29 protein-coding genes, 1 pseudogene and 2 riboswitches are annotated in these 23622 nt (G+C 53.3%); of the genes and pseudogenes, 12 read left to right on the top strand and 18 right to left on the bottom strand.

Going from position 1 to position 23622, the window contains the following annotated elements; all coding sequences use genetic code 11:
• Nucleotides 1-16: 16 nt before the first annotated feature.
• Nucleotides 17-916, bottom strand: coding sequence for a MurR/RpiR family transcriptional regulator (locus tag M655_RS13210; RefSeq protein ID WP_005834882.1), 900 nt, complete (start codon nt 914-916; stop codon nt 17-19).
• A 309-nt stretch (nt 917-1225) separates the two neighbouring features.
• On the opposite strand from M655_RS13210, the gene M655_RS13205 reads away from it, so the two are divergent.
• Entirely contained in the window at nt 1226-1690 is a 465-nt protein-coding gene (locus tag M655_RS13205) for an SgcJ/EcaC family oxidoreductase (protein ID WP_005834879.1), read from the top strand.
• A 144-nt stretch (nt 1691-1834) separates the two neighbouring features.
• On the opposite strand, the gene M655_RS13200 is transcribed toward M655_RS13205, so the two are convergent.
• From M655_RS13200 to nrdI, 6 genes are all read right to left on the bottom strand, one after another.
• A complete protein-coding gene (locus M655_RS13200) occupies nt 1835-2329 on the bottom strand; it encodes an acyl-CoA thioesterase (protein ID WP_005834877.1) in 495 nt (164 codons plus the stop codon).
• A gap of 24 nt (nt 2330-2353) precedes the next feature.
• Complete coding sequence (gene metE, locus M655_RS13195; protein ID WP_026557254.1) at nt 2354-4639, bottom strand: 5-methyltetrahydropteroyltriglutamate--homocysteine S-methyltransferase; 2286 nt, start codon at nt 4637-4639, stop codon at nt 2354-2356.
• Between the two features lie 144 nt (nt 4640-4783).
• Nucleotides 4784-4983, bottom strand: a riboswitch (cobalamin riboswitch).
• A gap of 148 nt (nt 4984-5131) precedes the next feature.
• Entirely contained in the window at nt 5132-6484 is a 1353-nt protein-coding gene (gene brnQ, locus M655_RS13190; RefSeq protein WP_005834873.1) for a branched-chain amino acid transport system II carrier protein, read from the bottom strand.
• Between the two features lie 484 nt (nt 6485-6968).
• On the bottom strand, nt 6969-7922 hold the full coding sequence (gene nrdF, locus M655_RS13185; RefSeq protein WP_005834871.1) for a class 1b ribonucleoside-diphosphate reductase subunit beta: 954 nt from the start codon (nt 7920-7922) through the stop codon (nt 6969-6971).
• Nucleotides 7923-7986: 64 nt separating this feature from the next.
• Nucleotides 7987-10071, bottom strand: coding sequence for a class 1b ribonucleoside-diphosphate reductase subunit alpha (nrdE, locus tag M655_RS13180; protein ID WP_005834869.1), 2085 nt, complete (start codon nt 10069-10071; stop codon nt 7987-7989).
• Nucleotides 10058-10417, bottom strand: coding sequence for a class Ib ribonucleoside-diphosphate reductase assembly flavoprotein NrdI (gene nrdI / locus M655_RS13175; protein WP_005834868.1), 360 nt, complete (start codon nt 10415-10417; stop codon nt 10058-10060). The genes nrdE and nrdI overlap by 14 nt, the downstream gene beginning before the upstream one ends.
• A gap of 153 nt (nt 10418-10570) precedes the next feature.
• Nucleotides 10571-10768, bottom strand: a riboswitch (cobalamin riboswitch).
• A 174-nt stretch (nt 10769-10942) separates the two neighbouring features.
• Here nrdI and M655_RS13170 point away from each other — a divergent pair.
• Nucleotides 10943-11764, top strand: coding sequence for an alpha/beta hydrolase (locus M655_RS13170; protein ID WP_005834865.1), 822 nt, complete (start codon nt 10943-10945; stop codon nt 11762-11764).
• A gap of 125 nt (nt 11765-11889) precedes the next feature.
• Here M655_RS13170 and M655_RS13165 read toward each other — a convergent pair whose 3' ends face one another.
• The 4 genes and pseudogenes from M655_RS13165 to tlp all read right to left on the bottom strand — a co-directional run bounded on the left by M655_RS13165 (nt 11890) and on the right by tlp (nt 14261).
• Entirely contained in the window at nt 11890-12402 is a 513-nt protein-coding gene (locus M655_RS13165) for an ACT domain-containing protein (RefSeq protein ID WP_007781993.1), read from the bottom strand.
• A 33-nt stretch (nt 12403-12435) separates the two neighbouring features.
• The gene (locus tag M655_RS13160) at nt 12436-12768 is read right to left on the bottom strand and encodes a hypothetical protein (RefSeq protein ID WP_005834861.1); all 333 of its coding nucleotides are present in this window, start codon (nt 12766-12768) and stop codon (nt 12436-12438) included.
• A gap of 19 nt (nt 12769-12787) precedes the next feature.
• On the bottom strand, nt 12788-13900 hold the full coding sequence (mnmA, locus tag M655_RS13155; RefSeq protein WP_005834859.1) for a tRNA 2-thiouridine(34) synthase MnmA: 1113 nt from the start codon (nt 13898-13900) through the stop codon (nt 12788-12790).
• A gap of 139 nt (nt 13901-14039) precedes the next feature.
• A pseudogene (gene tlp, locus M655_RS13150) lies at nt 14040-14261 on the bottom strand (small acid-soluble spore protein Tlp).
• 120 nt (nt 14262-14381) lie between these two features.
• On the opposite strand from tlp, the gene M655_RS13145 reads away from it, so the two are divergent.
• Entirely contained in the window at nt 14382-14603 is a 222-nt protein-coding gene (locus M655_RS13145; RefSeq protein ID WP_005834853.1) for a hypothetical protein, read from the top strand.
• Nucleotides 14604-14607: 4 nt separating this feature from the next.
• Here the strand turns inward: M655_RS13145 and M655_RS13140 are convergent, their stop codons facing one another.
• Nucleotides 14608-14958, bottom strand: coding sequence for a DUF952 domain-containing protein (locus M655_RS13140; RefSeq protein WP_005834851.1), 351 nt, complete (start codon nt 14956-14958; stop codon nt 14608-14610).
• Nucleotides 14959-14986: 28 nt separating this feature from the next.
• Entirely contained in the window at nt 14987-15232 is a 246-nt protein-coding gene (locus M655_RS13135) for a hypothetical protein (protein WP_005834849.1), read from the bottom strand.
• Between the two features lie 167 nt (nt 15233-15399).
• Here M655_RS13135 and M655_RS13130 point away from each other — a divergent pair, with 167 nt between their 5' ends.
• The 3 genes from M655_RS13130 to M655_RS13120 all read left to right on the top strand — a co-directional run bounded on the left by M655_RS13130 (nt 15400) and on the right by M655_RS13120 (nt 17067).
• Nucleotides 15400-16410 carry a glycerophosphodiester phosphodiesterase family protein gene (locus M655_RS13130; protein WP_005834848.1) on the top strand — a complete coding sequence of 337 codons (1011 nt, stop codon included), beginning with the start codon at nt 15400-15402 and terminating at the stop codon, nt 16408-16410.
• A 69-nt stretch (nt 16411-16479) separates the two neighbouring features.
• Nucleotides 16480-16680, top strand: coding sequence for a hypothetical protein (locus M655_RS13125; protein WP_007781980.1), 201 nt, complete (start codon nt 16480-16482; stop codon nt 16678-16680).
• A gap of 162 nt (nt 16681-16842) precedes the next feature.
• Complete coding sequence (locus M655_RS13120) at nt 16843-17067, top strand: hypothetical protein (RefSeq protein ID WP_005834846.1); 225 nt, start codon at nt 16843-16845, stop codon at nt 17065-17067.
• Nucleotides 17068-17304: 237 nt separating this feature from the next.
• Here M655_RS13120 and M655_RS13115 read toward each other — a convergent pair whose 3' ends face one another.
• From M655_RS13115 to M655_RS13105, 3 genes are all read right to left on the bottom strand, one after another.
• The gene (locus M655_RS13115) at nt 17305-17598 is read right to left on the bottom strand and encodes a YolD-like family protein (protein WP_005834845.1); all 294 of its coding nucleotides are present in this window, start codon (nt 17596-17598) and stop codon (nt 17305-17307) included.
• A complete protein-coding gene (locus M655_RS13110) occupies nt 17582-17788 on the bottom strand; it encodes a hypothetical protein (RefSeq protein ID WP_376744031.1) in 207 nt (68 codons plus the stop codon). Before M655_RS13110 ends, M655_RS13115 begins: the two co-directional genes overlap by 17 nt.
• Before the next feature lie 78 nt (nt 17789-17866).
• The gene (locus M655_RS13105) at nt 17867-18799 is read right to left on the bottom strand and encodes a bile acid:sodium symporter family protein (RefSeq protein WP_206699211.1); all 933 of its coding nucleotides are present in this window, start codon (nt 18797-18799) and stop codon (nt 17867-17869) included.
• A 282-nt stretch (nt 18800-19081) separates the two neighbouring features.
• Here M655_RS13105 and M655_RS13100 point away from each other — a divergent pair, with 282 nt between their 5' ends.
• Nucleotides 19082-19321 carry a hypothetical protein gene (locus M655_RS13100; RefSeq protein WP_005834838.1) on the top strand — a complete coding sequence of 80 codons (240 nt, stop codon included), beginning with the start codon at nt 19082-19084 and terminating at the stop codon, nt 19319-19321.
• 140 nt (nt 19322-19461) lie between these two features.
• On the opposite strand, the gene M655_RS13095 is transcribed toward M655_RS13100, so the two are convergent.
• Entirely contained in the window at nt 19462-19908 is a 447-nt protein-coding gene (locus tag M655_RS13095) for a YhcN/YlaJ family sporulation lipoprotein (protein ID WP_005834837.1), read from the bottom strand.
• A 749-nt stretch (nt 19909-20657) separates the two neighbouring features.
• On the opposite strand from M655_RS13095, the gene M655_RS13090 reads away from it, so the two are divergent.
• From M655_RS13090 to M655_RS13080, 3 genes are all read left to right on the top strand, one after another.
• Nucleotides 20658-20954, top strand: a complete 297-nt coding sequence (locus M655_RS13090; protein ID WP_148039194.1) for a hypothetical protein — start codon at nt 20658-20660, stop codon at nt 20952-20954.
• Between the two features lie 31 nt (nt 20955-20985).
• Nucleotides 20986-21426 (top strand): hypothetical protein, encoded by a 441-nt coding sequence (locus M655_RS13085; protein WP_005834833.1) that lies wholly within the window; start codon nt 20986-20988, stop codon nt 21424-21426.
• 102 nt (nt 21427-21528) lie between these two features.
• A complete protein-coding gene (locus tag M655_RS13080; protein ID WP_005834832.1) occupies nt 21529-22206 on the top strand; it encodes an O-methyltransferase in 678 nt (225 codons plus the stop codon).
• A gap of 66 nt (nt 22207-22272) precedes the next feature.
• Here M655_RS13080 and M655_RS13075 read toward each other — a convergent pair whose 3' ends face one another.
• Nucleotides 22273-22551 (bottom strand): DUF3862 domain-containing protein, encoded by a 279-nt coding sequence (locus M655_RS13075; protein WP_005834830.1) that lies wholly within the window; start codon nt 22549-22551, stop codon nt 22273-22275.
• A 147-nt stretch (nt 22552-22698) separates the two neighbouring features.
• On the opposite strand from M655_RS13075, the gene M655_RS13070 reads away from it, so the two are divergent.
• A complete protein-coding gene (locus tag M655_RS13070) occupies nt 22699-23046 on the top strand; it encodes a YkgJ family cysteine cluster protein (RefSeq protein WP_007781960.1) in 348 nt (115 codons plus the stop codon).
• Nucleotides 23047-23370: 324 nt separating this feature from the next.
• Entirely contained in the window at nt 23371-23568 is a 198-nt protein-coding gene (locus tag M655_RS13065) for a hypothetical protein (protein ID WP_005834826.1), read from the top strand.
• Nucleotides 23569-23622 lie beyond the last annotated feature (54 nt).

Genomic DNA, 23622 nt, shown 5'->3' with positions numbered 1-23622 from the left:
TGATAAGCGTTGGATTTTAATAGATCGAAAAGTCTTCTTCCTCTTCTCCGACGAAGGAGTAGAGCTTCGAGCTGATCTCATCGTAGTGCTGCAGCCGTTGTTGCACACGCGCAGCATCGTGGACCATCACCCCTTTGACGAGGACATTCAGCACCGAAAACAGCGTAGGCATGCCGCTGGTCGCAACAGGCTGCGGCGTCGTGATTTTCAGCAGCAGATCGGCAGCCTGGCTGATCGGCGACAGCTCGCCCTCGGTAATCGCGAGCACTTTTGCCCCCAATGCCTTGGCGGAATGCACCATGGCGACCGTCTCGCTCGGATGGCGCGGAAAAGAAAGCGCAATGACGAGCCACTCCTGCTCGCGTTCGGTCAAAAAGTAGTCGGCGTTGTCGACCGCGCCCGTGTACAGGTGGGTGTTGCCCTTGATCGCGTTCAAGGCGGAAAACAGCCACTTGGCCGGGATGTGGCACCAGCGAAACCCTACGACGACGATCCGGTGCGCCGCCATAATGCTTTGCACAGCCTGATGCAGCAAGCCGTAGTCGATCTGCTGCAAGCTTTGCTGGAGGTAGGCGATGTCGGTTTCGATGACCTGGTGCGCGTAATTGTCTCGGGTGAGCGCAGCTTCGGTGTCGCGGTATTTCTGGATCGGCCCCTTTCTCTGGTCGCCGATCAACAGCGACTTTTTGATCTCCTCCTGCAACTCTGTGTAGCCGGAATAGCCCAGCGCGTAGCAAAAACGAATGACGGTCGCCTCACTCGTATTCGTCAGCTCCGCGATTTTTTTGGCCGTATGGATAGCTAGCAGGCTCGGCTTTTCGAGGGCGATTTTGGAAATGATCTTTTGGCTGGCGGTCAAATGGCCGTATTGCTTGCGAATGCGTTCTTTTACGTGCTGGTGCTGATCCTGATCCATACCGAAAAGACTCCTTTGCGTTTCGTTTGGTGTAAGTTTTTAGAATAGTATATCTTTTGTATTAATTCACTTCAATACACCTTGGAAAATGTAGTTCATCCTTCAGTTTGCTGCCTGTCATCGCTGTACGCCCGGACTCCAGCCGGATGGGCACACAGTCGCGGCGAAGCGCACGCAGCCACAGACCATGCACACTCGCGGCGCGATCCGGAAAAGTGGCGTTCGGTCCGTGCTGTCAAACCTTTGACATCGTTTCGGGTTCGTATGATACACTATGGTTCAAACAGCCACCCAAGGAGGTACGCCAGGATGGGCACAGCCACACACGAAGATGCGATTCGCACCCTCTACCGGCAAGTCATTCGCGGCTGGAACGAACACAGTGCATCCGGCATGTCCGCTCCGTTCGCGGCAGACGGCGAGCTTATCGGCTTTGACGGCAGCCATCTGATCGGACGAGCCGCCATTTTTACGCACCTGCACGACGTTTTTTCCCACCATCTGACTCCCCCCTTTGTGTACAAAATCAAGTCCGCATGCCTGCTCAGCGAGGAAGTGGGGATGGTTCGCGCCATGGTCGGCATGATCCCTCCCGGAAAAGACGAGCTTGATCCAGCGCTCCATGCGCACCAGACGCTCGTAGCGAAAAAGCAGGGCGAGCAGTGGGAAGCCGTACTGTTTCAAAATACGCCTGCACAGTTTCACGGACGGCCCGAGCTGGTCGAGCAGTTTACAGAGGAGCTGCGGCCGTTGGTGCGGCAACAGTTGTTTTGACGTTGCGGCTTTCCCCGTGCCGCATTGTGTGTTTGCCCTTGATCCCTTAGTGCCTGCGTGCCGCTCACAGCAAAAGCCCTCAACCTGTCGGTGAGGGCTTTTGGCATTGCTTTTGTTGCTGTATGCTGTTTCTTGCAACGGTGACTACAACTCCGCCTTCCGCTGCTTCCTCAGCGCGTAGCGATGCTTCGCCTTTTCGTGCTGGAGGCGCTCCTCCTCGGTTTCCGGGATGACGGCGGGCACCAGCGTCGGCTTGCCTTGCTCGTCGAGGGCGATCATCGTCAAGTACGCTCTCGCGGTCATGCGTTTTTCGCCTGTCAACAGATTTTCCGACTCCACCTTCACGAACACTTCCATCGACGTGTTGTGCGTCCAGGTGACGTACGCTTCCAGGTTGATCGCTTCCCCTGTCTTGATCGGCGCGAGGAAATCGAACGAATCGCTGGACGCGGTGACTACCGGCTTGCGGCAATGGCGCATCGCCGCGATGCAGGCGATCTTGTCGACGTACGCCATTACTTTGCCGCCGAAGATCGTATTGTGATGGTTCGTATCCGGCGGGAAGACGAGGTCTGTCAAAAAAGTTCTCGACTGCCCGACAGGCCGTGCTTCTGTTGCGATCTGGGCTTCTGTTGCCATCTGTGCTGCTCCTCTCGCTCATGCTTATGCTTTTTGTGCCAGGCGGTTTCGTACTGCGTGTGTCGCCGCTACCATGTTTTTCAGAGACGCGATTGTTTCCTCTCTGCCCCGCGTCTTCAGCCCGCAATCCGGGTTGATCCAGAATTGCCCTGGCGGCAGGACTTGCACGCCGCGGGACACCATTTCCTCGATCTCGGCCACAGCCGGAACGCGCGGGCTGTGGATGTCGTAGACACCGAGGCCGATCCCTTTGTCGTACGTGCACGTCTCGAACACCGAGACGAGCTCGCCGTGGCTGCGGGAAGTTTCGATCGAGATCACATCGGCATCCAGCTCGCTGATGGCGTCGATGAAATCGTGGAATTCGCAATAGCACATGTGCGTATGAATTTGCGTGCCAGGCTCGACTGTCGAGGTAGCGACCCGGAACGACTTGACCGCCCAGTCCAGATAAGCGGCTCTGTCTGCCTGCTTGAGCGGCAAGCCTTCCCGCAATGCCGGCTCATCCACCTGAATCATGCGAATGCCCGCCGCTTCCAGCGCCTCCACCTCTTTGCGCAGCGCCAGCGCGATCTGCTCGCACACTTCCTGACGGGAGACGTCGTCGCGCACGAACGACCAGTTCAAAATCGTGGCAGGACCTGTCAGCATCCCTTTCACTGGTTTATCCGTCAACGACTTGGCATATACGCTCTCCTTGACCGTCATCGGGGAGACGAACTGCACGTCGCCGTAAATGACCGGCGGTTTGACGCAACGGGAGCCGTACGACTGCACCCAGCCGTTTTTCGTGAAAACGAAGCCGTCGAGCTTCTCGCCGAAATATTCCACCATGTCTGTCCGCTCGAACTCGCCGTGCACCAGCACATCCAGGCCGATCTGTTCCTGAATGGCGATCCACTCGCGGATTTGCTCCTGAATGAACGCATCGTACTGTTCGACGGTCCAGTTTCCTTTTTTGAACTGCTGTCTGGCCTGGCGAACTTCTGTCGTCTGCGGGAAGCTGCCGATCGTCGTCGTTGGCAGCAGCGGAAGCTTCCACGTCGCCTGCTGAATCTCGCGACGCTCGTGGAACGGCACTGCCCGCTTCGCCGCTGTCGACGCCAGCGCTTTTCTCGCCTCCTGCACTTCCTGGCGGTTCCGTGCCGGAGATTGGGCCAAGCGCTGCAAGTCTTTCTCGTTCTGGGCGATTTCCTTCGAGATAACATACTTTCCATATTGGAAACCTTGGACTAATAAGCGCACTTCAGCCAATTTCTCATCGGCAAACGCCAATGCGACGCGCACTTCTTCCGGCAAATCGGTTTCGTCTTCGACGGTAACCGGAACGTGCAGCAGGCTGCTCGACGGCTGAACCCATACCCGCTCTGGGGCTACTACGGTGCACAACGTTTTGACCAACTCCCACTTTTCCTCCAGGGCCGAGCGCCAAATGTTGCGTCCGTCGATGACCCCGGCGCCGAGCACTTTGTCTTGCGGGAAACCGTGCGTCGTCAGGTTCGCCAGGTTCGCTGTTTTCCCGTGAACAAAATCAAGACCCAAGCCGTGGACAGGCAGTTCAATCAGCTCCTCGTACCAGTGCACCGCTTCAAAGTACGTCTGCACCATCAGCTTCAGGTGCGGCAGCGCCTGGCTGAACTGCTCGTACACGCGACGAATGAGCGCTTTGTCTTGCCCGGTAAGATCGAGGACAAACGCAGGCTCGTCGATCTGCACCCACTCGACGCCGTGCAGTTCCAGCTCGCGAAGGACGTCCACGTACAGCGGCACGATCTGATCGACGACGCGTTCAAATTCGTCTTTGGCATACCCTTTGGACAGCTTGACAAACGTGTACGGCCCGACGATGACAGGCTTGCCGGCGATCCCTAGCTGATCTCTCGCCTCCAGGTACGCTTGCAGCGGCCTGTTTTCCGTCAAGACAGGCGCGCGCTCGCCGAACTCGGGGACGATATAGTGGTAGTTCGTGTTGAACCACTTGGTCATTTCGCTGGCGACCGCGTCTTTGCTGCCGCGCGCCATCGCAAAATACGTAGCCAGCGGCACCGGACCGCCCGCATACGCGAACCGCTTCGGAATCAGGCCGAACATAACCGCCATGTCGAGCATGTGGTCGTAGAACGTAAAGTCGTTGACCGGAATCCAGTCGATCCCCTTTTTTTGTTGTTTGACCAGGTGCTGCTTGCGAATTTGCTCCATTTGCGCAAGGAATGTCGTCTCGTCGAGTTTCCCCGCCCAAAAAGCTTCCAGTGCCTTTTTCCACTCGCGATCTTTGCCGATCCGCGGATATCCCAAGTTGCTGCTTTTCATTTGCTTCCTCTCCATCCTTTGCGATCATTTTTTCGATTTCGCCCAATAAAAAAGGCATCTCCAACGATCAGAAAGAACGTTAGAAATGCCAAATAAACACTGAGATCACAGCATCCTAACACCTCCCTATCTCCCGTAGGTTAAGCAGTGTTGTCGAAACAGGCAGGTCTCCTGACTTGAGGATCATGATCTGCACAACGCCTTCCCAGTCAGCTCGACCAGTGGCCAAAAGTTGTGCAAACTCCCCTCATACAGTGGCGGGACCGTGTCGGATTCTCACCGACTTCCCTTTTCATCCTTGCGCCGATATTCATCGCCAAGGAACCTGTTTCCACTCATATGAAATTGTCGGTATGAGTGCATGTGCCCCAAAAATGGGCGGGACACACCTTTCTTCATACAGTAACACGTAAACCAGTTTTTGTCATGCTAAACTATTTCCACTTTGCAAACTGATGTCAACGTTCAGGCTGCTTCCTCATAATGCCTGTCCTATTGCTTGGTCAGGCGAAGCTCACGCGCGCGCAGCGATGGTTTGCGCATCAAATAAACGAGGTAGCCGCCAACGCCCCCGATCAATGCAGGCAGCAGCCAGCCCAGGCCGATCGTGTACATCGGCAAGTAGCGGGAAAAGACGTCGTTGATCGCCGCAAGCTCGACCCCGGCAGCATTCAGCCCGTCAAACAGGCTGACGAGAAACGTACCGAACAAGCTGCCTTGATACACCTCTGGCCGACCGCCAAACCCTTGATGCAAAAACGTCAAAAAGATCAGCGAGATGGCGATTGGGTACATCGTCGTCAAAATCGGAACAGACACCTTGATGAGCGCAGTCAACCCGATATTGGCGACGAGCGTGCTGAACACAGCCAAAATGACGGCAAACTTTTTATATGAAATGCGCGGAAACATCGCGTGGAAATACGACGAGCACGCCGTAATCAATCCGACGCTGGTCGTCAGGCACGCCGCAGTAATCATCAGGCCGAGCAGCAGGCCGCCGTAAGAACCGAAGTAATAATTCGACACTTTGGCCAAAATTTGCGCCCCGTTTTCCAAATGGCCGAGCTTTTCCACGCTGGAAGCGCCCATGTAGGCAAGCACCGAGTAGAAAAACGCCAGGAGCGCACCCGCAATCAGCGTTGCTTTGGCGCACGTCAGCAAAATTTGCTTTTTCGACGTAACCCCTTTTTCCTTGATCGCATTGACGATGATGATGCCGAATACAAACGCCCCGAGCGCGTCCAGCGTCAAATAGCCGTCCTGGAATCCTTTGAAAAACGCCTTGGACTGGTAATCGCCCACTGGCGCTTGCAGCTCGCCGATCGGATACACAATCGCCGTCAGGACGATGATGCCGATAAACGTCAGCTTCATCGGTGTCAAGACTTTTCCGACTACATTGATAATTTTTCCAGGATTGAGCGACAACAGGCAAGCGAGCGTGAAGAACAAGACGGTAAACACAATCAACGGAAAAGGCCCGGCCTGCTCGGACAAGAACGGCTTGATCCCGATCTCAAACGAAACATTCCCGGAGCGCGGAATCGCAAAAAACGGCCCGATCGCCAAATAGAGCAAAATCGTGAAAACAAGACCGAACAGCGGGTGCACACGGCTTGCGAGCGAACGCAAATCGTCTTTACCTGAATACACCAACGCTGTAATTGCCAAAAGTGGCAAGCCAACCCCTGTCACGAGAAAACCGGCGTTGGCTTCCCAGACGTTCGTTCCCGCCATCTGTCCCAGCATCGGTGGAAAAATCAGGTTGCCTGCTCCGAAAAACAGCGCAAACAGCATAAATCCGATGATGACGATAAACGAATATGAAACTTTTTGAAGCATGACAAAAACCTCCTGTGAGTAAGAACGAAGGGCCTTGTAAGGAACCCTCAGATTAGTGAAAAAATTCACGAAGTCTAGCGGCTCGTCCAGCCTCCAGCCAAACTGGATAACACTGGATTCATTGTCAGATAAATCAGTCCTCCAGACGCATGACTCGATGATTCTGCGACTCTCGTCACTGCCGCATTGCTGTTCCAGCCTAAGCCCAACTCGGCTCGACCGGGTGGCAATCAAAAGAGCCGACACATCATTTATTTATAACATAAATATGAATGAAAAGGTATTTTAAAATGAAGAATTCTTTTATTCCTTTCTATAAAAGATTCTTGATTGAGAAAATCTCACAGGAAGGAATGTGGGCAACTCATCCGCTACTTCGCGCGCGCCTGTGCATGCGCGCCGCTCGCCCCTTTTCGCGTAACGGGCACGACAAAAAGGCTGCCGTCTGTAGACAGCAACCCTTTTAAACGATCGTTTAACTTTTTTACTCAAAGCGAAAATCGTCATCCGTCAGCGGCTCGACGTTGAGCGTGCGGACGTAGCCATTGCCTTTTTTCGAGAAGAAATCATGCTGCTTCGTGTGCGTGCGAATCCCGTTCAGGACGATCGGGTTGACTTCCTCCTCGGGGAAAAACGGCTCCAGCCCCAGATTCATCAACGCTTTGTTCGCGTTGTATCGCACGTAGGCCAACACCTCGTCCGCCAGGCCAATCTCTGTGTACAAGGAGACAGTGTACTCCTCTTCGTTTTGGTGCAGCTCGTGCAATAGCGCGTACAGCTCCTCTTTGACCGTCGCCTGCTCCACGACGCTGAGCCGCTGGTACACTTCCTGCGCGAGCACGCCGACGTACAGGCCGTGAATGCTCTCGTCCCGGACGATCAGGTCGATGATTTCGCCGCTGCTCGTCATCTTGCCCTGCCCGGCCAAAAAGAGCGGGTAGAAAAAGCCGCTGTAAAACAGGTAGCTTTCCAAAAAAACGGAGGCGACCATCGCCATGTACAAATCTTTTGGCGTCTCGATCTCCTGGTAGCGCTTTGCGATCAGCGCCGCTTTCTTTTGCAGATGCGGACTCTGCTCCACCCAGGCAAAAATTTCGTCAATTTCCTCCGTGGCCGCGAGCGTCGTGAAAATGCTGCTGTACGATTTGGCGTGGATTTGCTCCATCATGCCCATGAAAGCCAGGACGGCTTTGCGCTGCAGCCCGTCCACATGCTCCATGATTTTCGGCATCCCGACGCCGCCTTGCACGGTGTCGAGCAACGTCAGTCCGCCGAGCACTTTTTTGTACGTGTCCCGTTCCGAAGCGCTGAGCTCCATCCAGGACATTTTGTCATCCGAGAGCGGAATCTCGTCATCGGTCCAGAACTGCATGATGTTCTGGTTCCAAAACGTCATCGTAAAATCGTCGTCTGGCCTGTTCCAATTGACAGCTTTCATTAGGGCGTTCCTCTTCTCTGAAAAAACTTTGTTCCATGCCGGATGGTTCCTCACAGTAAACGGCTTAAACGGCACAGCTAATGCACTCTTCTACCGTCAAATGCTTGGTGCGCGTGTAGTAGAGCGACTTCAAGCCTTTTTTCGCGGCGTAAATATAGTAGCGCGCCAGCTCTCTGGTCGAGATGTTGCTGTTGACGTGCAGCACGGTGGAAATGCCTTGGTCCACATGCTCCTGGATTTCGGCGACCAGATCGATCACTTTGAACTGGTCGATCACATAGGCAGATTTGTAGTAAAAATAGTTTTCCTGCGACAAATACGGCATCGGGTAGTAGGTCGTCGAGTTCGCGTACGTTCTCGTTTCGATGTGCTCGACAACCGGCATCACGCTCGACGTCGCATTCTGAATGTAGGAAATGCTCTGCGTCGGCGCAATCGCCAGACGGTACGCGTGATACAGTCCGTTCTTCTGCACCTTTTGCTTGAGCGCGGCCCAATCCTCCGGCGTCGGAATGTGCATGCCTGCGAACAGTTGCTTGCCTTTTTCCGTGCGCGGACGGTAGTCGTTTGCGAGGTATTTGTCAAAATACGTGCCTTTGGCGTACTCCGACTGCTCGAAGCCCATGAAGGTTTCCCCTTTGGCCATGGCGATCTCCATACTCATTTCCAGCGAGTAGAAGTTCATCATCATGAAGAACGTGCGGGCGAAGTCTTTTGCTTCCTCGCTCTCGTAGGCGATCTTGTTTTTCGCCAGGTAGCCGTTCAGGTTCATCGCACCCAGCCCGACGGAATGCAGCTCGCGGTTGGCCTTCTGCACGCCTGGCGCATTTTCCACGCGGGTCACATCGCTCACGGCGGTGATCGCCTCGATGCCCTCGCGCACGGATTCGCGCACTTTTTTGTGCTCCATCACGTTGACGATGTTCAAGGAAGCGAGATTGCAGCTAATGTCGCGGCGAATGATGTCCGGCTCGCCGTAGTTGGTAATCGTGGACGTCTCCTGGAGCTGGAAAATTTCCGTGCACAGGTTGGACATTTTCACGGAGCCGATGTCCTTCAGCGCGTGATTTTTGTTCGCGTTCGTCTTGTTCATGATGTACGGGTAGCCCGACTCCATCTGGATCATCGCGATCTTGGTGAGCATTTCGCGGGCGCTCATGACTACCTTTTTCTTGACGCGCTCGTTTGCCACCAGCTCGTCGTACATCTCGTCGAGATCCAGATCATCCAGATGGGCGCCGTACTCCTTGTAGACGGAGTAAGGAGCGAACACTGTCAACGGCTTGTTTTCCTCTGCCAGCTTGTAAAACACATTCGGCACGATCAGGCCGATCGACAGCGTCTTGATCCGCGACTTTTCATCGGCATTGATCTTTTTGCAATCGAGAAACTCGTTGATATCCCAGCCGAAGATGTTGTAGTAGGCTGCCCCGGAGCCTTTGCGCTGCCCCATCTGATCGGCGTAGGAAAACGCGTCCTCCAGCAGCTTGAGTACAGGCATGACGCCCTTGGCTGCGCCCTCGACGCCTTTGATCGGCTCTCCGCGCCCGCGCAGCTTGGACAGGTTGACGGCCACGCCGCCGCCGATTTTCGAAAGCTGCATGCAAGTGCCGAGAACGTAGTTGATCGAGTTCAAGGAGTCGTCCATTTCCAGCAGGAAGCAGGAGACCATTTCGCCGCGGCGGCTTTTCCCCGCATTGAGGAACGTCGGCGTCGCCGGCTGGAGTCGCTGGTCCATCATCGACACGGTCAGCCGCTTCGCCAGTTCGAAGTCTCCGCGCCCGAGCGAGAGCGCCACAATCGCCACCCGATCCGGGTACTGCTCCAGATACATCGATTTGTCGTCTGTTTTCAGGGCGTAGTCTTTGTAAAACTTGGAGATAGCCATGTACGAAGCGAATTGAAAACCAGCGTCATGCGCCAGGCGGAACACTTCATCGACCTGTTCAACCGTGTAGCTTTCATACACATTTTCATAAAAGTCATTTTCGATCAAATAGTCCATGCGCTCTTTCACGCTGTTGAAGGTCATCGTCTTCGCCTGTACTTCTTCCATGAAGACCGCGACTGCCTCTCTGTCCTTTTCCAGTTGGTAAAATCCGTCGCTTCCTCGCTGCATCAGTTGGTTGTTCAATTCAATGTGTCGCAATTGCTGCCACCCCACTCGTAAATTGTTCCACGTCACGGCCGGTACCGGACAGTTCGAATTTGGAAATGACCGGAACGCCATATTGGCTGGCGATCGTGTCTGCGCTTTTGGCAAAGCTGGCTCCCCAGTTGCGGTTGCCGCTGGCTGACACGCCGCGCAAATAGACATGATTCCGCTTCAGAAAACGGTCCACCTTCTCCGGCACCTGGCCAAAGCCTGTCGTGTACGTGACCAGAATGAACGGCTCGTCGATCACCATCTCCGGATCAATCTCCACGTGCGGCAGATCGAGCTTGCTGACGAATCGTCTCACGTTTCCTGTTTTCGAATCAAAAGCGATTAACATGTCCCTCATCCTTTACTGCTGTTCTATACTTTTTTAGCCAAAGTAAAAGCGCATCCGACGCCAAAATGTCGAATGCGCATGATGATCCCCATCGTATCCATCCGCCGAAAAACGAATGGAGCGCTCGAACACTTCCCTATCTCCCGTAGGTTACACAGTGCTGACGGTCAGGCAGGTCTCCTGGCTCGGGGTCATCGCTCCATTCGTGCCTTCCCGATTGGCTGAATCAGTGGCGCAAAAACCAAATGGAACTCTCTCATCACAGTGGCGGGACCGCGTCGGAATTTCACCGACTTCCCTATTAAGTCTACCAAATATAGCGTGGCAAACACCTGTCCGCATCAATATGTAGTTGGTAAAACTTACTTTACCTCAATATATCGTAGGAGTCAAGCTCGGCATGCTCTATTTTGGCGACTGATAATCTCTCTCATTTCTCTATTGCCAATCTCTGGTTTGCGTCCATATAATAGGTTTCATGCACAAAAAAGGTAACGCCACCGGCCGATTGGAGAGTGACCCCTGATGGAAAGCACGGTTTATGAAGCAGTAGCCATTCCGCGTTCGCAAACGAGAAAAATGACATACAACGACCGCACGTTCCACATCTTCGTCAGCATCCCCGACGTGGCTTTGCCGCCGTCCGGCTTCCCGGTCATTTACTTGCTGGATGCCAACTCGGTGTTTGGCACCATGACCGAAGCGATTCGCCTGCAATGCCGGGTTCCGGAAAGAACGGGCGTCGATCCGGCCATCGTCGTCGGCATCGGCTACCCGACAGAAGCGCCGTTCCACCCATCGCGCTACTACGACTTCACCCATGTCGTTCCCGCATCCGAGCTGCCCGCTCATCCGCGCGGCGGCGAATGGCCGGAAATGGGCGGGGCAGAAGGCTTCCTCAGCTTCATCGAAGACACGGTGAAGCCCGCGATCGAAAAGGACTTGCCCGTCGACCGCACGCGGCAAACGATTTTCGGACATTCGCTCGGCGGCTTGCTCGTGCTGCATGCCTTGCTGACCCGGCCACACGCGTACCAATGCTACATCGCCGGCAGCCCGTCGATCCACTGGAACGAAAGCGTCCTGCTGGAAGAGGAGCGCCGCCTGCCGTCCCTGCTCACAGACGACTTGCGGGTCAGAGCGCTGCTCGCCATCGGGGAGCTGGAAAACGACGGCCGCTTCCACGTCAACGTCAAGGCGCAGGCGATGGCTGAACGGTTGTCCGCCATGGGCAACGGGCAGATCGAAGCGTCGTTCCGCCAATTTCCGGACGAAAACCACACGTCTGTCCTGCACGTCCTCATCAGTCACGCCATTCGCTTTGCTTCCAAGCCAACTGCCCGCTAGTCAGGGCAGTTTTTTCTTTGCCTCGCTCCATGCACACAAGCAAGCAAACAAGGCAGTCGGCACACGCAAAAAACCGCCCATACGAAAACGATGAGCGGCCATGCATGCACTACTGCTCTTTTCGCCTATTGCAGAGACAACACCTTGTTGATCTGCGGCAGCTCCTCGATGGCAGCTACGACAGTTGGCGTAATCTCTTCGTCGGTGACGCAAATCAACAGGGCGTTTTTCCCCTTTTGCTCACGCGACACATTCATCTTGGAAATATTGATCTCGTGGTCAGCCAGCTTGCGGGACACGTCGTAAATGACGCCCGGATAGTCGGTATGGTGCACCAACAGACCGTGAGCGCCCGGAGGGATCCGACAGGCGCAGTAGTTGATCTCGCTGATGTACACTTCGCGCCAGTCCTGGGCAAACGTGTATTTGTTCGCTCCCACGCGCAAATTCGCCAGATGGTTGGCGTACTCGCCGGAGCTGTTTTGAACCGAAACGCCGCTGCCAAGTCCATCCACCAGAAGCGAAGCGATCTCTTCTTTATTTTCATGGGCCAAAATGCTCAGGGACGCCCCTGTGAGCTGCGGCTCCAGTCTGCGAATCAATTGGGCCAATTCACGAAGTCCAGCATATTGGGTCATGTAATCCCCTCACTCTCCCAGTCAGGTTAATCCTTAATGCGGAAGAATCCACTCTTCCGGTTCCTTGATAATCGAGGAATGGTTATCGGAGCGATACCAGGCTGTCAGGCTTTGCCCATCTTTCGTGTACACGATGCGATAGATGGTGTTGCCCTTTCCGCTTTTCGGGAAGGGACTCTCCTCGGGAGGAACCACTGTCACACCACCCGCTTCAATCACGCCACCCTTTTCCTTGATGACGCTCTCGATCACGGTCATGTGCTCGTTGCTCGTGGCCGACATCCCCACGTAAGCGAGTATTCCCAGCAAAAGCGCTCCCGCCAAAAACGAAACAATAATCACTTTTGACTTTTTCGTAGCATCCACCAAGCGCTTCCCCCGTTATTCAATTCTCTTTGTCGATCAAACGCACCTTGTCAATCGTACCTCCGCCCAGGCACACTTCCCCATCGTAAAAGACGACGGCTTGGCCAGGAGTAACCGCTTTTTGCGGCTCGGCGAAAACGACTTCTACGGTGTTGCCCTCGCGGATGTGCACCGTCACTTGCTGGTCCGGCTGGCGATAGCGGAATTTCGCGGTGCACGCAAACGATTCGGTCGGCTTGTTCGCGCTCACCCAGCTTACGTCTGTCGCCAGCAAGCTACTCGAATACAGGCGGGGATGGTTGGAGCCTTCGCCGACGATCAGGACGTTGCGCTCCAGGTCTTTGTCCACCACAAACCACGGCTGGCCGGTCTTGCCGTGCCCGCCGCCAATCCCCAGGCCTTGGCGCTGGCCGAGCGTGTAGTACATCAGGCCGTCATGCTGCCCGATCACGTCTCCGTCTACCGTTTCGATATTGCCGGGCTTGGCTGGCAAGTAGTTTTGCAAAAACTCGCGGAAGTTGCGTTCGCCAATGAAGCAAATCCCTGTGCTGTCCTTCTTTTTCGCGGTGTAAAGCCCGGCTTCTTCGGCAATTTTGCGCACCTCGGGCTTCGGCAAATGCCCGATCGGGAACATCGTTTTTGACAACTGCTCCTGGCCGAGCACATTGAGGAAGTACGTCTGGTCTTTGTTGTTGTCCGCGCCGCGGATCAGCTTGTACTCTCCGTCGATGAACTTCACCTGCGCGTAATGGCCGGTGGCGATGTAATCGGCTCCCAGGTCCATGACCTTGGCGAGCAGCTCGCCGAACTTGATTTCACGGTTGCACATCACATCAGGATTCGGTGTGCGCCCGCGTTTATATTCATCCAAAAAATACTGGAACACCTTGTCCATGTATTCTTTTTCAAAATTCACGGTGTAGTATGGAATGCCAATTTGTTCACAGACGCGCCGGACATCCTGGAAGTCTTCTTCCGCCGTGCAGTGGCCGAATTCATCGGTATCATCCCAGTTTTTCATGAAGATGCCGATGACGTCATATCCCTGTTGCTTGAGCAGGTAAGCCGTCACGGAGGAGTCGACCCCGCCGGACATGCCGACAACGACGCGTGTATCTTCTGGTCGTTTCATAGTCTTTCTCCTCTTGATTTAATTTGTCCATCTACAGATTACCATGTTTCGTCCAACAATTCATGTTTTGTTGCACTTTTGTCGGCCTAATGTGAAAAACGCCTGCCGCAATGGACAGCGACAGGCGTTGATGAGCACGTTATTCACTTTGGGAAACTTCGTCTTTAATCTCGGAGCGGAACCCTTCGATGCTCTCTGCACGGCGCTGGTTTTTCGCCTCGATGTTCGCTCATTCCTCTTCGGAAATCTCGCCCGCGTGTGCCGCCAGGTAATCTTCCGACTCGCGAATGCTCTCTTCCGTGTTTTGCAGCATTTCTTGCAGCTTGGCTGCGTTGTCAGAACGATCGTCCGGTTTTGCCATGAAAAACACTCCTCACTTTGCCAGTATGATTCACTACCTGTACCATTGTGCTTCGTTCGCGGAACAATTATGTATGATAGGATAGAGAGAACGGACTTTGCGAAAAAGAAGGTTTTTCACATGGCTTCTCTGGATTTTCTGGAACGAAAGCTGCTGCGGATCATAGCGGAGACAGACCCTGTCCGGCTCAAACGCCAATGGGTGAGCAAGCGCGCCGAGTCTTCCGGCGAAAGCGAGCAGCGCAAACGAATCGCCCTCTTGCTGCGCAGGCTCGACAAGTTGCCGCCAGCCAAGCGTCGCGAGGTGCTGGATTTGCTCGCGCAGTTCAACTGGAACGGATAGGGCATTAGCGGATGGACGGACCGATGTGCCAGTGCCCGTCTGTTTTCAGCATGCGCCTCACGTCTACTATCGCCTCGCGATGGAGCGGGCCGTAAATGTGCGGATACAAAAGCCCGTCCTTGGCCTGCTCGTACTTCACGGGCGAAGGCGATTTTGTCTCGTCCACGATGAGCACGTACAACTCCTCATCGAACGCGCCGTACACCCGGTCTGCTACCTTGCCGAGCAGCTCCTCGCCTTTTGTGGCGTGAATGAACCCTTCCTGCTCGTAGTCGCGAGGCAGGTAATGGTCTTTGTCCGCCCATTTCTCCCAATAAGCTTTTGGGCACATACAATAAATGATCGATGGCTGCATGTTGTGTTCTCTCCCTTGTCGCACCGCTTTATTTTTTCCCCATCGCCTTGTTGAGATGGCGCATGGCTTTATCGAAAAACATCTGGTCGAAGGCGCCCTGATCGAACTTCCATTCAATGAAGTTTTTCAACGAATGCAAATCTACCCACGCATCCTTCGCTTGCGGGTTGCGGTCAGGCACTTCGCCCGTGACTTCTCCTTCGTAGACCAGCTTCGCCATCTCTGCCGGGTGCATCCCGATCTGATAGGCGATCTGGTGTAGCGCTATTTTCATGGAATCCCCCTGCTCTGTCCATTCTGGTTTCAATTATTCATCTATTTTGCCAGTCTTTTTCCTCCATGCCAACCCCTGCTCTCTCCGGCGAAAAAGGATTTCCGCTTGCGTCCGCATTTTGATAGAATGAACGCACAAAAAGTCACGACGCTGGAGGATTACAAGTCATGTCCACTTCCGATAACAGACCGCGCAAGCAATGGTACCGCAAAAAAGTGGTCTGGATCCCGCTTTTGTTTGTCGCCTACGTCTTTTTCGTCAACAGCTCCTACCTGGCTGCTCCGCCTGCCGGCTCTCCCTTTTTGCTCGCCCACCGCGGAATGACGCAGACCTTTCACATGGAAGGGCTGACGAACGAGACGTGTACAGCCGAACGAATTTACCCGCCGGAGCATCCGTATCTGGAAAACACACTGCCGTCCATGAAAGCCGCCTTCGCAGCAGGTGCCGACGTCGTGGAATTTGACGTCCACTGGACGAAAGACGGGCAATTTGCCGTGTTCCACGACTGGACGCTCGGCTGTCGCACGAACGGCGACGGCGTCACCAGAGATTTTACCCTGGCCGACCTGCAGAAGCTCGATATCGGCTACAACTATACGGCAGACGGAGGACGCACCTATCCGTTTCGCGGAAAAGGCATCGGGCTGATGCCGTCGTTAACCGATGTGCTCAAAGCGTTCCCCGACGAGTCTCTGCTCATCCATATCAAGAGCAACGATCCAAACGAAGGACAGGCGCTCGCGGACGCCTTGCAGTCTCTGCCAAAAGAACGGCTGGAAAAGCTGACAGTCTACGGAGGCGACGAGCCGATCGCCGCGGTGAAGAGCCAAATCCCGGAGCTGCGCGTCATCTCGATGGATACGATGAAAAGCTGTCTGATCCCGTACATAGCGGCGGGCTGGTCCGGTTACGTTCCCGACGCCTGCGCCCACACCCAGCTCCACATTCCCGATCAAATCGCGCCATGGCTGTGGGGTTGGCCGAACCGTTTCATGGCGAGAATGGAAGCAGTAAATACGCGCGCCATCCTTGTAGCCGGAAGCGGCGATTTTTCCGCAGGCTTCGATACGCCTGCTGACCTCGACCGGGTGCCTGCTACGTTTACGGGCGGTATCTGGACAAACCGGATTGACCGGATCGGACCTGTTTTTCCCGAAAAATTCGCAGGGAACTGAAACGATTGCCAAGCATATTCGTAAATACGAATATAAACCGATCCTACACGACGACTGGGAGTGATGGAGATGTTAAAAAAGCTATTGAAAAATTTACTGGGTAATCACTCGACTTCTTCCCACAAATACCGGAAATACAGCAGCAGCGACTACAAGTATCGCAAAGGATACGGTTCCAGCCACGGACATCGGCACGGGCATGGGCACTCCCATTACGGCAGCTCCCACTACAAGCGGAAGCACTCCAGCAGAAGTTTTTTCAGCAGCTAGGCGGTCCCGTCCCTTGCATGCGCACGCGTAAAAACACTCTGTTTGCCTGACAGCAGAGTGTTTTTTGTCGTTCAGACGGTCATTTAGTTAACATAATAAATATTATGTCTCGTTCAAACAAACGCCTTCCTATGCTACAATATGGAAAAGGAGCGTGCACAAATGAACCCTTCCAAATCGTTTTACTATACAGTCGATCACGCCATGGTGGATGAGTACAAAAAAATGCTCGACTTGATGAAAATTCCTTACACGATCGAAGCCCCTGTCGCTTTGCTAAAGGAGGGAGCCGATCAGTATTCGTTCGTGTTCCCGAACATGCCGGGCCGTCTGTACGAGATGGTGAGCAAGCTGTTCAAGGGCGATGGCAAGCCTTATCCGCAATAGGCAAGCTATCCGGGCAAAAAAAAAGGACCCATTTCTGGGTCGAAGATAGGAAGTGGAGAGAATGCATGCTATGTAATATATACTAACATATCACAGTCGATTGTCAACGCTTTTTGGCAATTTTCTTGATTTTGTGTTAGGTTTTCTTACATAATATCTTTTTTACTTCCTCATCCAAACGAAAAAGGAGGGCATAGTCGCCCTCCTTCTTTTGTGCCTGCCGCTAAAACTCCAAGCTCAGCCGCGCACATTCACGATCTGCTCCAGCTCAATCCATTCGCTTCTCGTTTCGTTGACCAACTGGACTTTGCGCGCTTTCGGATCGACCCACTTGACCACGCCCCACATGCTTTGCGTGTTGCCGCACTCGCCGTCCAACGAAACCCACCAGCTTACCGTCACCGCGTAATCCTCCCTGCCCGAGTCGCGAAGCAAATACAAAAACGATTCGCGCTCCTGCTTCGTGACCCCCGGCGGAGTAGTGCGCTGCCGGGAAGCTTGCCGTCCCGCATAGCTAGTTCCGATCCCCACTTGCTTTCACCCACCCTAACCTGCACAAATCGTTGACGGCGCGCCTCATCTGGCGATCCGCCGCGATTGTGTTGATCTCTATTCCGTTCTCCAGCATTTTGTAGACACGAAGATGTACAGTTGTCAGCACCGGAACCCGCTTCATCACATTGTGGACGGGCACAACTATTGTCTCCAGCAAAAGCCTCACCTCGAACGTACGTTTGTATGTATTATATACGAACAACATGCGAACAAGCAATAAAAAAAAGCAGGATTTCCCTGCTTTCTACTGCGCGGCTTCCTGGATGATTTTTTTCGGTGTTTTCTCCACGACGTCCAAAAACTTGCCAAAGGTGGAAGCGAGCGTCTGCTGGAACAGCATCCCGAGCACGACAGGCAGCGCGACTGTCGCCGGGAAATACGTAATCGCCATGACCGCTCCGGCACTGATGTTGCGCATCCCGCTGTTAAAGGTCAAGGTCACGATCACATCGCGCTCCCAGCCAAAGAGCCGGGAGATCCACCACCCGAGCAGGTAGCCCAAAATCGCGAGGAAAAGCACGACCAGCGCCATTCCCAGCAGCCTGGCATCAAAGGCGTGGAAATAGCTTGCGACCATCGAGCTGTTGATGGCAACGACGACACCCATGCCCAGCTTGGAAAACGGAGCGAGCTTGGGAGCCAACGTCTTTTTGACCCTCCCCTGCGAAAAATGATGCAGCAGCATCCCGGCAAGCGACGGCAGCACAATCATGTAAAACAGCCCCTGCATCATGTCCCACGTGTCCATCTCCACCTTTGCCCCGAGCAAAACGTACATGCCAAACGGAACGACAAGCGGCGAAATCATCGTATCTAGCAAAATAATCGAAAGCGTCAGGGCAATATTGCCCATGTAAATCGACGACCAGAGAAAGCTGGAAATCCCGGTCGGTATAAGTGCGGCCAACAAAAAGCCTGTGACGACATGCATGTCGTCCGGGTAGAGCAGATGAGCCACTCCCCAGGCGATAAACGGCATCAGCGCATGCAAAATCAGCAAATTGACGACGAGCGGCAGCGGCCGTGTCAATACTTTGGCAAATTCCTTGAACCCCGCTCCCAAACTCCCGGCAAAGGTCATAAAGGCAAACACCCACGGCGACAAAAAGGCATAGGGCTGAAGATGAGTCCCGGCCAACACGCCAATCGCCACACTGCTCGGAGTCAATACCGGCATTATTTTTTCCAATGACTTGTTTACTCTTGCTAAAACATCCACACTCTCCACCTCATTCGCTTCCGAAAACGCTCCACGGATCTTCTCTCACGGCTCAACGAAAAATTCCATCCTCTTATATTACGCACTAGGCAAGTTTATTTCCATAGTAAAGAGATAAACATGGTAAGACAAAGTGTCGAAAAAAATGATTTTATCCGCTCTTGCGCAGGCTGCCAGACAAATCGTTGCATACTTCTCTGTCATCGGGTAAAGCCTAAGGCAAGGAAAGGAGGTATTTTTATGAACGGAATGGATTGGGTAGAATTTATCCGCAAAACCGAAGATAAAATGTACCACCTCCATCGGGCCATTGATGGGATTTGTAATGAGCCGGATTACAAAGAATCCGTTTCTGCCCTGACCGAAGTGGTAAGGGATTATCAAGTGCTGGTTGAGAAAGCGAAAGACGAGCTGCGCGGCGTCGACTTGCATCGTGACCGCGATCATGACCGTGACCGTGTTCATGGCGATTGCTATTAAACGAATCCAACTCCCATCCCGGGAGTTTTTCTTTTGCCCTCGATGCGTTGTTCATCGGCAACCGTTCGCCTCGCCTGCTTGTTCACCGACCGCAAAAAGCCTCGGCCACCTTTTTGGCAAGCCGAGGCGCTAGACCGCTATTACCCTTTCATTTTCTTTTCCAGCTTTTTGCTCGCTTTCTTTTTCTGGCACGCTTCCTTGACATCCGTTGGCCACGGAGCGCCGCTCATCGCTTGCAAATCCATAAACAGCTTCTTGTCAGAGGTCACGTGGATTTTTGAATCCGGAAAAGCCTCCTTCAGCTTGCCAGAGACTTCTTTTTCAATCGACTCCAGCCGAAAGCGGTTGAAATTGCTCACCTTGATCGCCAGGTTCAGGTCTTTGTCGATGTGGACGGCTGCCACTTCGTCAATGCCATCCACCCTGCCTGCAATCGCCTTTGCCTGCTCCTCCCATTCGGTATGGCGCACGGGCGCCGGAGTGCACAACGGCTCCGCGTCGTTTTTCTGCTGGGTTTGCGCGTTGTTCTTGCCCGTGCAGCCCGTAATCGCCAAGACAAGCGCCAAAACAGCAAGGATCGTTCGCATGCGAAACACCTCCAGATCAATTTTCCCTTTCTTTAGGATGACCGGAAATGGAGCATGTATGAATGCGCGATCCTTCCATGGCAAGTTCTCGCCAACGTACAGCCGAAAGTATGGTACAAAAGACCTGAATATGTATGGCTCGCTTTTGTTGCAAGTAAGGCTTTCGTCGCAGCAAAAAACTTGGCTGCGCCAAGACATTGGCAAGGCTTTAGTTGCCCTCATACTGGATAAGAATCTGTATAAAAAAAGCGGTGGCTCCTCTGCATTTTTGAGCCACCGCGGACCCCAAGAACATTGTGAGTCCTCGTATAGAATATACCAAAAGCGCGTCAAAACGCGATAGGAGATCATTGGATGCCGGACGGCAAAAAAAATCCCAGCCGCAACTTCCGGCCGGGGCGTACGGGGTAGTACGCATATGTCATACGTGAATGATCTAATCATAAAGTACGATCTTCCCCTAAACAACGATCAATTTTAGGTAATTATACCTATGTATGGAACAAAAAAATAGCGTCGACCTATCTGCATAAATTCAGTCGAACGCATCGAATCCCCAAGTTGGATTATACTAGCTAGCTTGGATTACTTTTCTATTATCGCTAGAATTGGACGATAATACCATGCGAAAATAATGGTAACGGACGCAATTGTTTCCTCTATTTTTCCGTAAGGCTCCATAACAAATACCATTATTCCTCAAAATATCCAATTATGTTACAATGTACATGGTGATAACGATGCTCATTTTGTTTCGATTTTTTTTGGAAATCATTCGCATACTGATTTGCATGGCCATTTTTTTGGTGGTGACAGGCCCGGTGGTCACCTTGTTTTTTCCCGAACAAGCGCCGGGGGAAGGCATTTTTTTGGCGCACGCCGCCTTGTTTCTCCTCCTGCTCGTTTACTACCGCAATCGGCTGCAGCAATCTAGCTGGTTTCCAAGCAAGCACAACCACCCGCTTTCCAGGATGGCTACCGCGCTGCTCTCCTTTAGTGCAGCCACATGCTTTTTCGCAGCCATCTACATGACGTACCTCCAATAATTGTCGTTGACAGAAAGTGAGTGCAAATCCATTGACCGCAAAGCATGCCTATACGCTCAGCACGATTTTGTTTCTAGCCAGCGGGTTGCTCTACACGCTTGAAAGAATGCTCGCCTACTACATCTGGATCGGGCAAATGCAAGCCGCCTCTGCCACCGGGCAGTTTCCCACGCAGCCGGAGCTTCCCTCCCTGTTCACCAACGGCTTTGTGACCTTTTTTCTGGCGGCAAGCCTTTTTCTCTTGATCGTCGGGATCGTTTTGTCGACTCCCAAGCAGCCATCCGTTCGTCCAGGTCACGAGTCGGGCGCCGCGAATCCTTCCGGGGGGAATGCTTCGTCCATTGGCGCGCGAGAGCACGAAGCTGAAGCAGCGACGGGAGGCTTTGACAGGCTGCCAACGTATTTGGTTTACGGAATCATAGCGTTTCTGGGCTTTCTCATCGTCGTTGGCTTCCTCAATTTCTTGCGCTGAAATCGCCTTTGCATTTCCAATATTTCGACGATGCAGCTTTTATGATATGCTGTTTTTGCCATATGCTCTTTTCGTAGCCTTGTCATAAAAAGGAGGGAAACCATGAATCGCGAACAATGGACAGCCGTAGACGAGTATTTTACGCAAAAATTCGTTTCAGCCGATCCGATCCTGGAAGCCGTGCTGGAAAACAACGCTTCCGCTGGCCTCCCGCCTATCGACGTCGCGCCCAATCAGGGAAAATTTCTCCATCTGCTGGCACGAATCCAGGGAGCCCGGACGATTTTGGAGATCGGGACACTGGGCGGCTACAGTACGATTTGGCTAGCCCGCGCCTTACCTGCCGACGGTCGGCTCATCACGCTGGAAGCGGCACCGAAGCATGCCGAGGTGGCCAAAGCCAACATCGCCCGTGCCGGGCTGGAATCGGTGGTCGAGATCAGGCTTGGAGACGCCTTGGACAGCCTTTCTGCGCTCGCGGATGAAAAACAGGGACCGTTTGACCTCATCTTCATCGACGCCGACAAGAAAAACAATCCGGACTACTTCCGCTGGGCGCTGAAGTTCTCGCGAAAAGGCAGCGTCATCATTACCGATAACGTGGTGCGCAAAGGTGCCGTCGTCGACGAAGCCACCAGCGATCCGAACATTGTCGGCGTCCGGCAATTCGCCGATCTGGTCGCAAACAAGCCGACGGTTAGCGCGACCGCAATTCAAACGGTCGGCAGCAAAGGCTACGACGGCTTTGCCATCGCGCTGGTAACGGAAGATCCGCGTTAACGAGCCGTACAGACATCCTGCGAAGAAAAACCCGTCGTTTGCGCTTGCTGCAAAGACGGGTTTGGTTTATTTCAGCCCATATTGGCCTTTGACTTGCAGCTTGCCATCCAGAAAGGTAAAGCTGGCGTTGCTGCCTGCCGCTTCCCCTTCGTACATGTAGACCACGGCATGAAATTGCTCTCCTTTATTGCCCGCTTCGGAGAGCAGCTCACCTTCTCCGCCGATGATGTTTTTCACTTCGTCATACGTCATCCCGTTTTCTATCTGGTCAAAGGCTGCTTTTGTAATTTTCGCCTTGTCGCTGTTCGCCGACTCCGTGCTGGCCGCCCTTTTTTCTCGCCGCAAATGGCAACTTTTAAAACAAATTGCACATTGACAAAAATTTCATTTTGTGATAAGATGGAATTATTTTTATTTACAATTCAAAATAAACCTTTCATACTATTCTTTACACAACAAACAGCAAAGAACAGATAGAAAGGTTGTGCTTTTGTGAATACACTGCCATGCCAAGACTGCAAAGGCTTATGCTGCGGTCCTGTGCCGATCACGGAAAAAGAGCGCAAGCACATACATAAGAAGCTGAAGGCCATGCCGAAAAAGCTGCGCGAAAACTTGGAGCAGCAGCCCCGCTTTAGCGGAACCTGTATTTTTTATGACATGAACAAAGATCAGTGCGGCATTCATTCGTTTCGTCCGGAGATATGCCGCATGTTCGGCTATCACGAAGACCTCGTCTGCTTTCGCAAGCCGGAGCTGGCCACCAAAGGAAAGGTCGCAATCAAAGAGAGGTACATCGGCCACCTGAGCATTGATTTTACGTGGAAAGATTTTCGCTGACACTCCGCTTGCCATGGCGCGTCGCTTCTCCCCCTCTCCTGTAACCAAAAATCCCCAAAACCGTATTGTCCATGGGGAGGGATCTTCGCCTATGTTCGACGATATTATAAGCAACGGAATCCTTTGGCTGCTTTTCATCGCCTGGGTATTGATTGTCGCGTCACCGTCTTACCGAATCAGATGGCTGTATGTCCTGGCTATCGGGTTGCTCATCTTCTCGATCTTTTGGGACTTTTCCGGGGTTGAAGCCGAAATCCACCGGCATGGACACTAGACGTAAAGAGAAGGAAGGCGCTGTTGAAATTTCCGGGAGGTGTCTGCTAGATGGGACCGTTCATCGGCTTTGGCCTGCTCGCTTGTCTGGCTATCACGCTTTTTCTCGCATTCGAAAGGCTGATCGAGCGCAGCCTGCCCACTGACAGCTTTTTGGCAGGCATGCTGTTAAAAACGATGTTGTTTCTACTCGTGTGTGCGCTCGTCTATTTTGCGTTGCCGTGGTTTAGCGGCCTGTTTGTACTCTAAACGGTGCCGTTCGAAAAAGCTTGCACGACGAAGGAGACAGAGCTGTATCGGGCG

This window comes from Brevibacillus sp. NSP2.1 (genome assembly GCF_000470975.2).
Taxonomy (GTDB): domain Bacteria; phylum Bacillota; class Bacilli; order Brevibacillales; family Brevibacillaceae; genus Brevibacillus; species Brevibacillus agri.
Note: the sequence above shows the minus strand (reverse complement) of the source record. Positions and strands in the feature narration are given on the sequence as shown.

Bases quoted from the DNA above. Each gene is read 5' to 3' on its own strand.
- M655_RS13165 (WP_007781993.1), bottom strand. From the start codon at position 12,402: ATGACCCAATATGCTGGACTTCGTGAATTGGCCCAATTGATTCGCAGA.
- M655_RS13145 (WP_005834853.1), top strand. From the start codon at position 14,382: ATGGCTTCTCTGGATTTTCTGGAACGAAAGCTGCTGCGGATCATAGCG.
- M655_RS13170 (WP_005834865.1), top strand. From the start codon at position 10,943: ATGGAAAGCACGGTTTATGAAGCAGTAGCCATTCCGCGTTCGCAAACG.
- M655_RS13210 (WP_005834882.1), bottom strand. From the start codon at position 916: ATGGATCAGGATCAGCACCAGCACGTAAAAGAACGCATTCGCAAGCAA.
- M655_RS13105 (WP_206699211.1), bottom strand. From the start codon at position 18,799: ATGCCGGTATTGACTCCGAGCAGTGTGGCGATTGGCGTGTTGGCCGGG.
- M655_RS13135 (WP_005834849.1), bottom strand. From the start codon at position 15,232: ATGAAAATAGCGCTACACCAGATCGCCTATCAGATCGGGATGCACCCG.
- nrdI (WP_005834868.1), bottom strand. From the start codon at position 10,417: ATGTTAATCGCTTTTGATTCGAAAACAGGAAACGTGAGACGATTCGTC.
- M655_RS13205 (WP_005834879.1), top strand. From the start codon at position 1,226: ATGGGCACAGCCACACACGAAGATGCGATTCGCACCCTCTACCGGCAA.
- M655_RS13080 (WP_005834832.1), top strand. From the start codon at position 21,529: ATGAATCGCGAACAATGGACAGCCGTAGACGAGTATTTTACGCAAAAA.
- M655_RS13140 (WP_005834851.1), bottom strand. From the start codon at position 14,958: ATGCAGCCATCGATCATTTATTGTATGTGCCCAAAAGCTTATTGGGAG.
- nrdF (WP_005834871.1), bottom strand. From the start codon at position 7,922: ATGAAAGCTGTCAATTGGAACAGGCCAGACGACGATTTTACGATGACG.
- M655_RS13125 (WP_007781980.1), top strand. From the start codon at position 16,480: ATGTTAAAAAAGCTATTGAAAAATTTACTGGGTAATCACTCGACTTCT.
- M655_RS13120 (WP_005834846.1), top strand. From the start codon at position 16,843: ATGAACCCTTCCAAATCGTTTTACTATACAGTCGATCACGCCATGGTG.
- metE (WP_026557254.1), bottom strand. From the start codon at position 4,639: ATGAAAAGCAGCAACTTGGGATATCCGCGGATCGGCAAAGATCGCGAG.
- M655_RS13095 (WP_005834837.1), bottom strand. From the start codon at position 19,908: ATGCGAACGATCCTTGCTGTTTTGGCGCTTGTCTTGGCGATTACGGGC.
- M655_RS13100 (WP_005834838.1), top strand. From the start codon at position 19,082: ATGAACGGAATGGATTGGGTAGAATTTATCCGCAAAACCGAAGATAAA.
- M655_RS13200 (WP_005834877.1), bottom strand. From the start codon at position 2,329: ATGGCAACAGAAGCCCAGATCGCAACAGAAGCACGGCCTGTCGGGCAG.
- brnQ (WP_005834873.1), bottom strand. From the start codon at position 6,484: ATGCTTCAAAAAGTTTCATATTCGTTTATCGTCATCATCGGATTTATG.
- M655_RS13065 (WP_005834826.1), top strand. From the start codon at position 23,371: ATGGGACCGTTCATCGGCTTTGGCCTGCTCGCTTGTCTGGCTATCACG.
- mnmA (WP_005834859.1), bottom strand. From the start codon at position 13,900: ATGAAACGACCAGAAGATACACGCGTCGTTGTCGGCATGTCCGGCGGG.
- M655_RS13130 (WP_005834848.1), top strand. From the start codon at position 15,400: ATGTCCACTTCCGATAACAGACCGCGCAAGCAATGGTACCGCAAAAAA.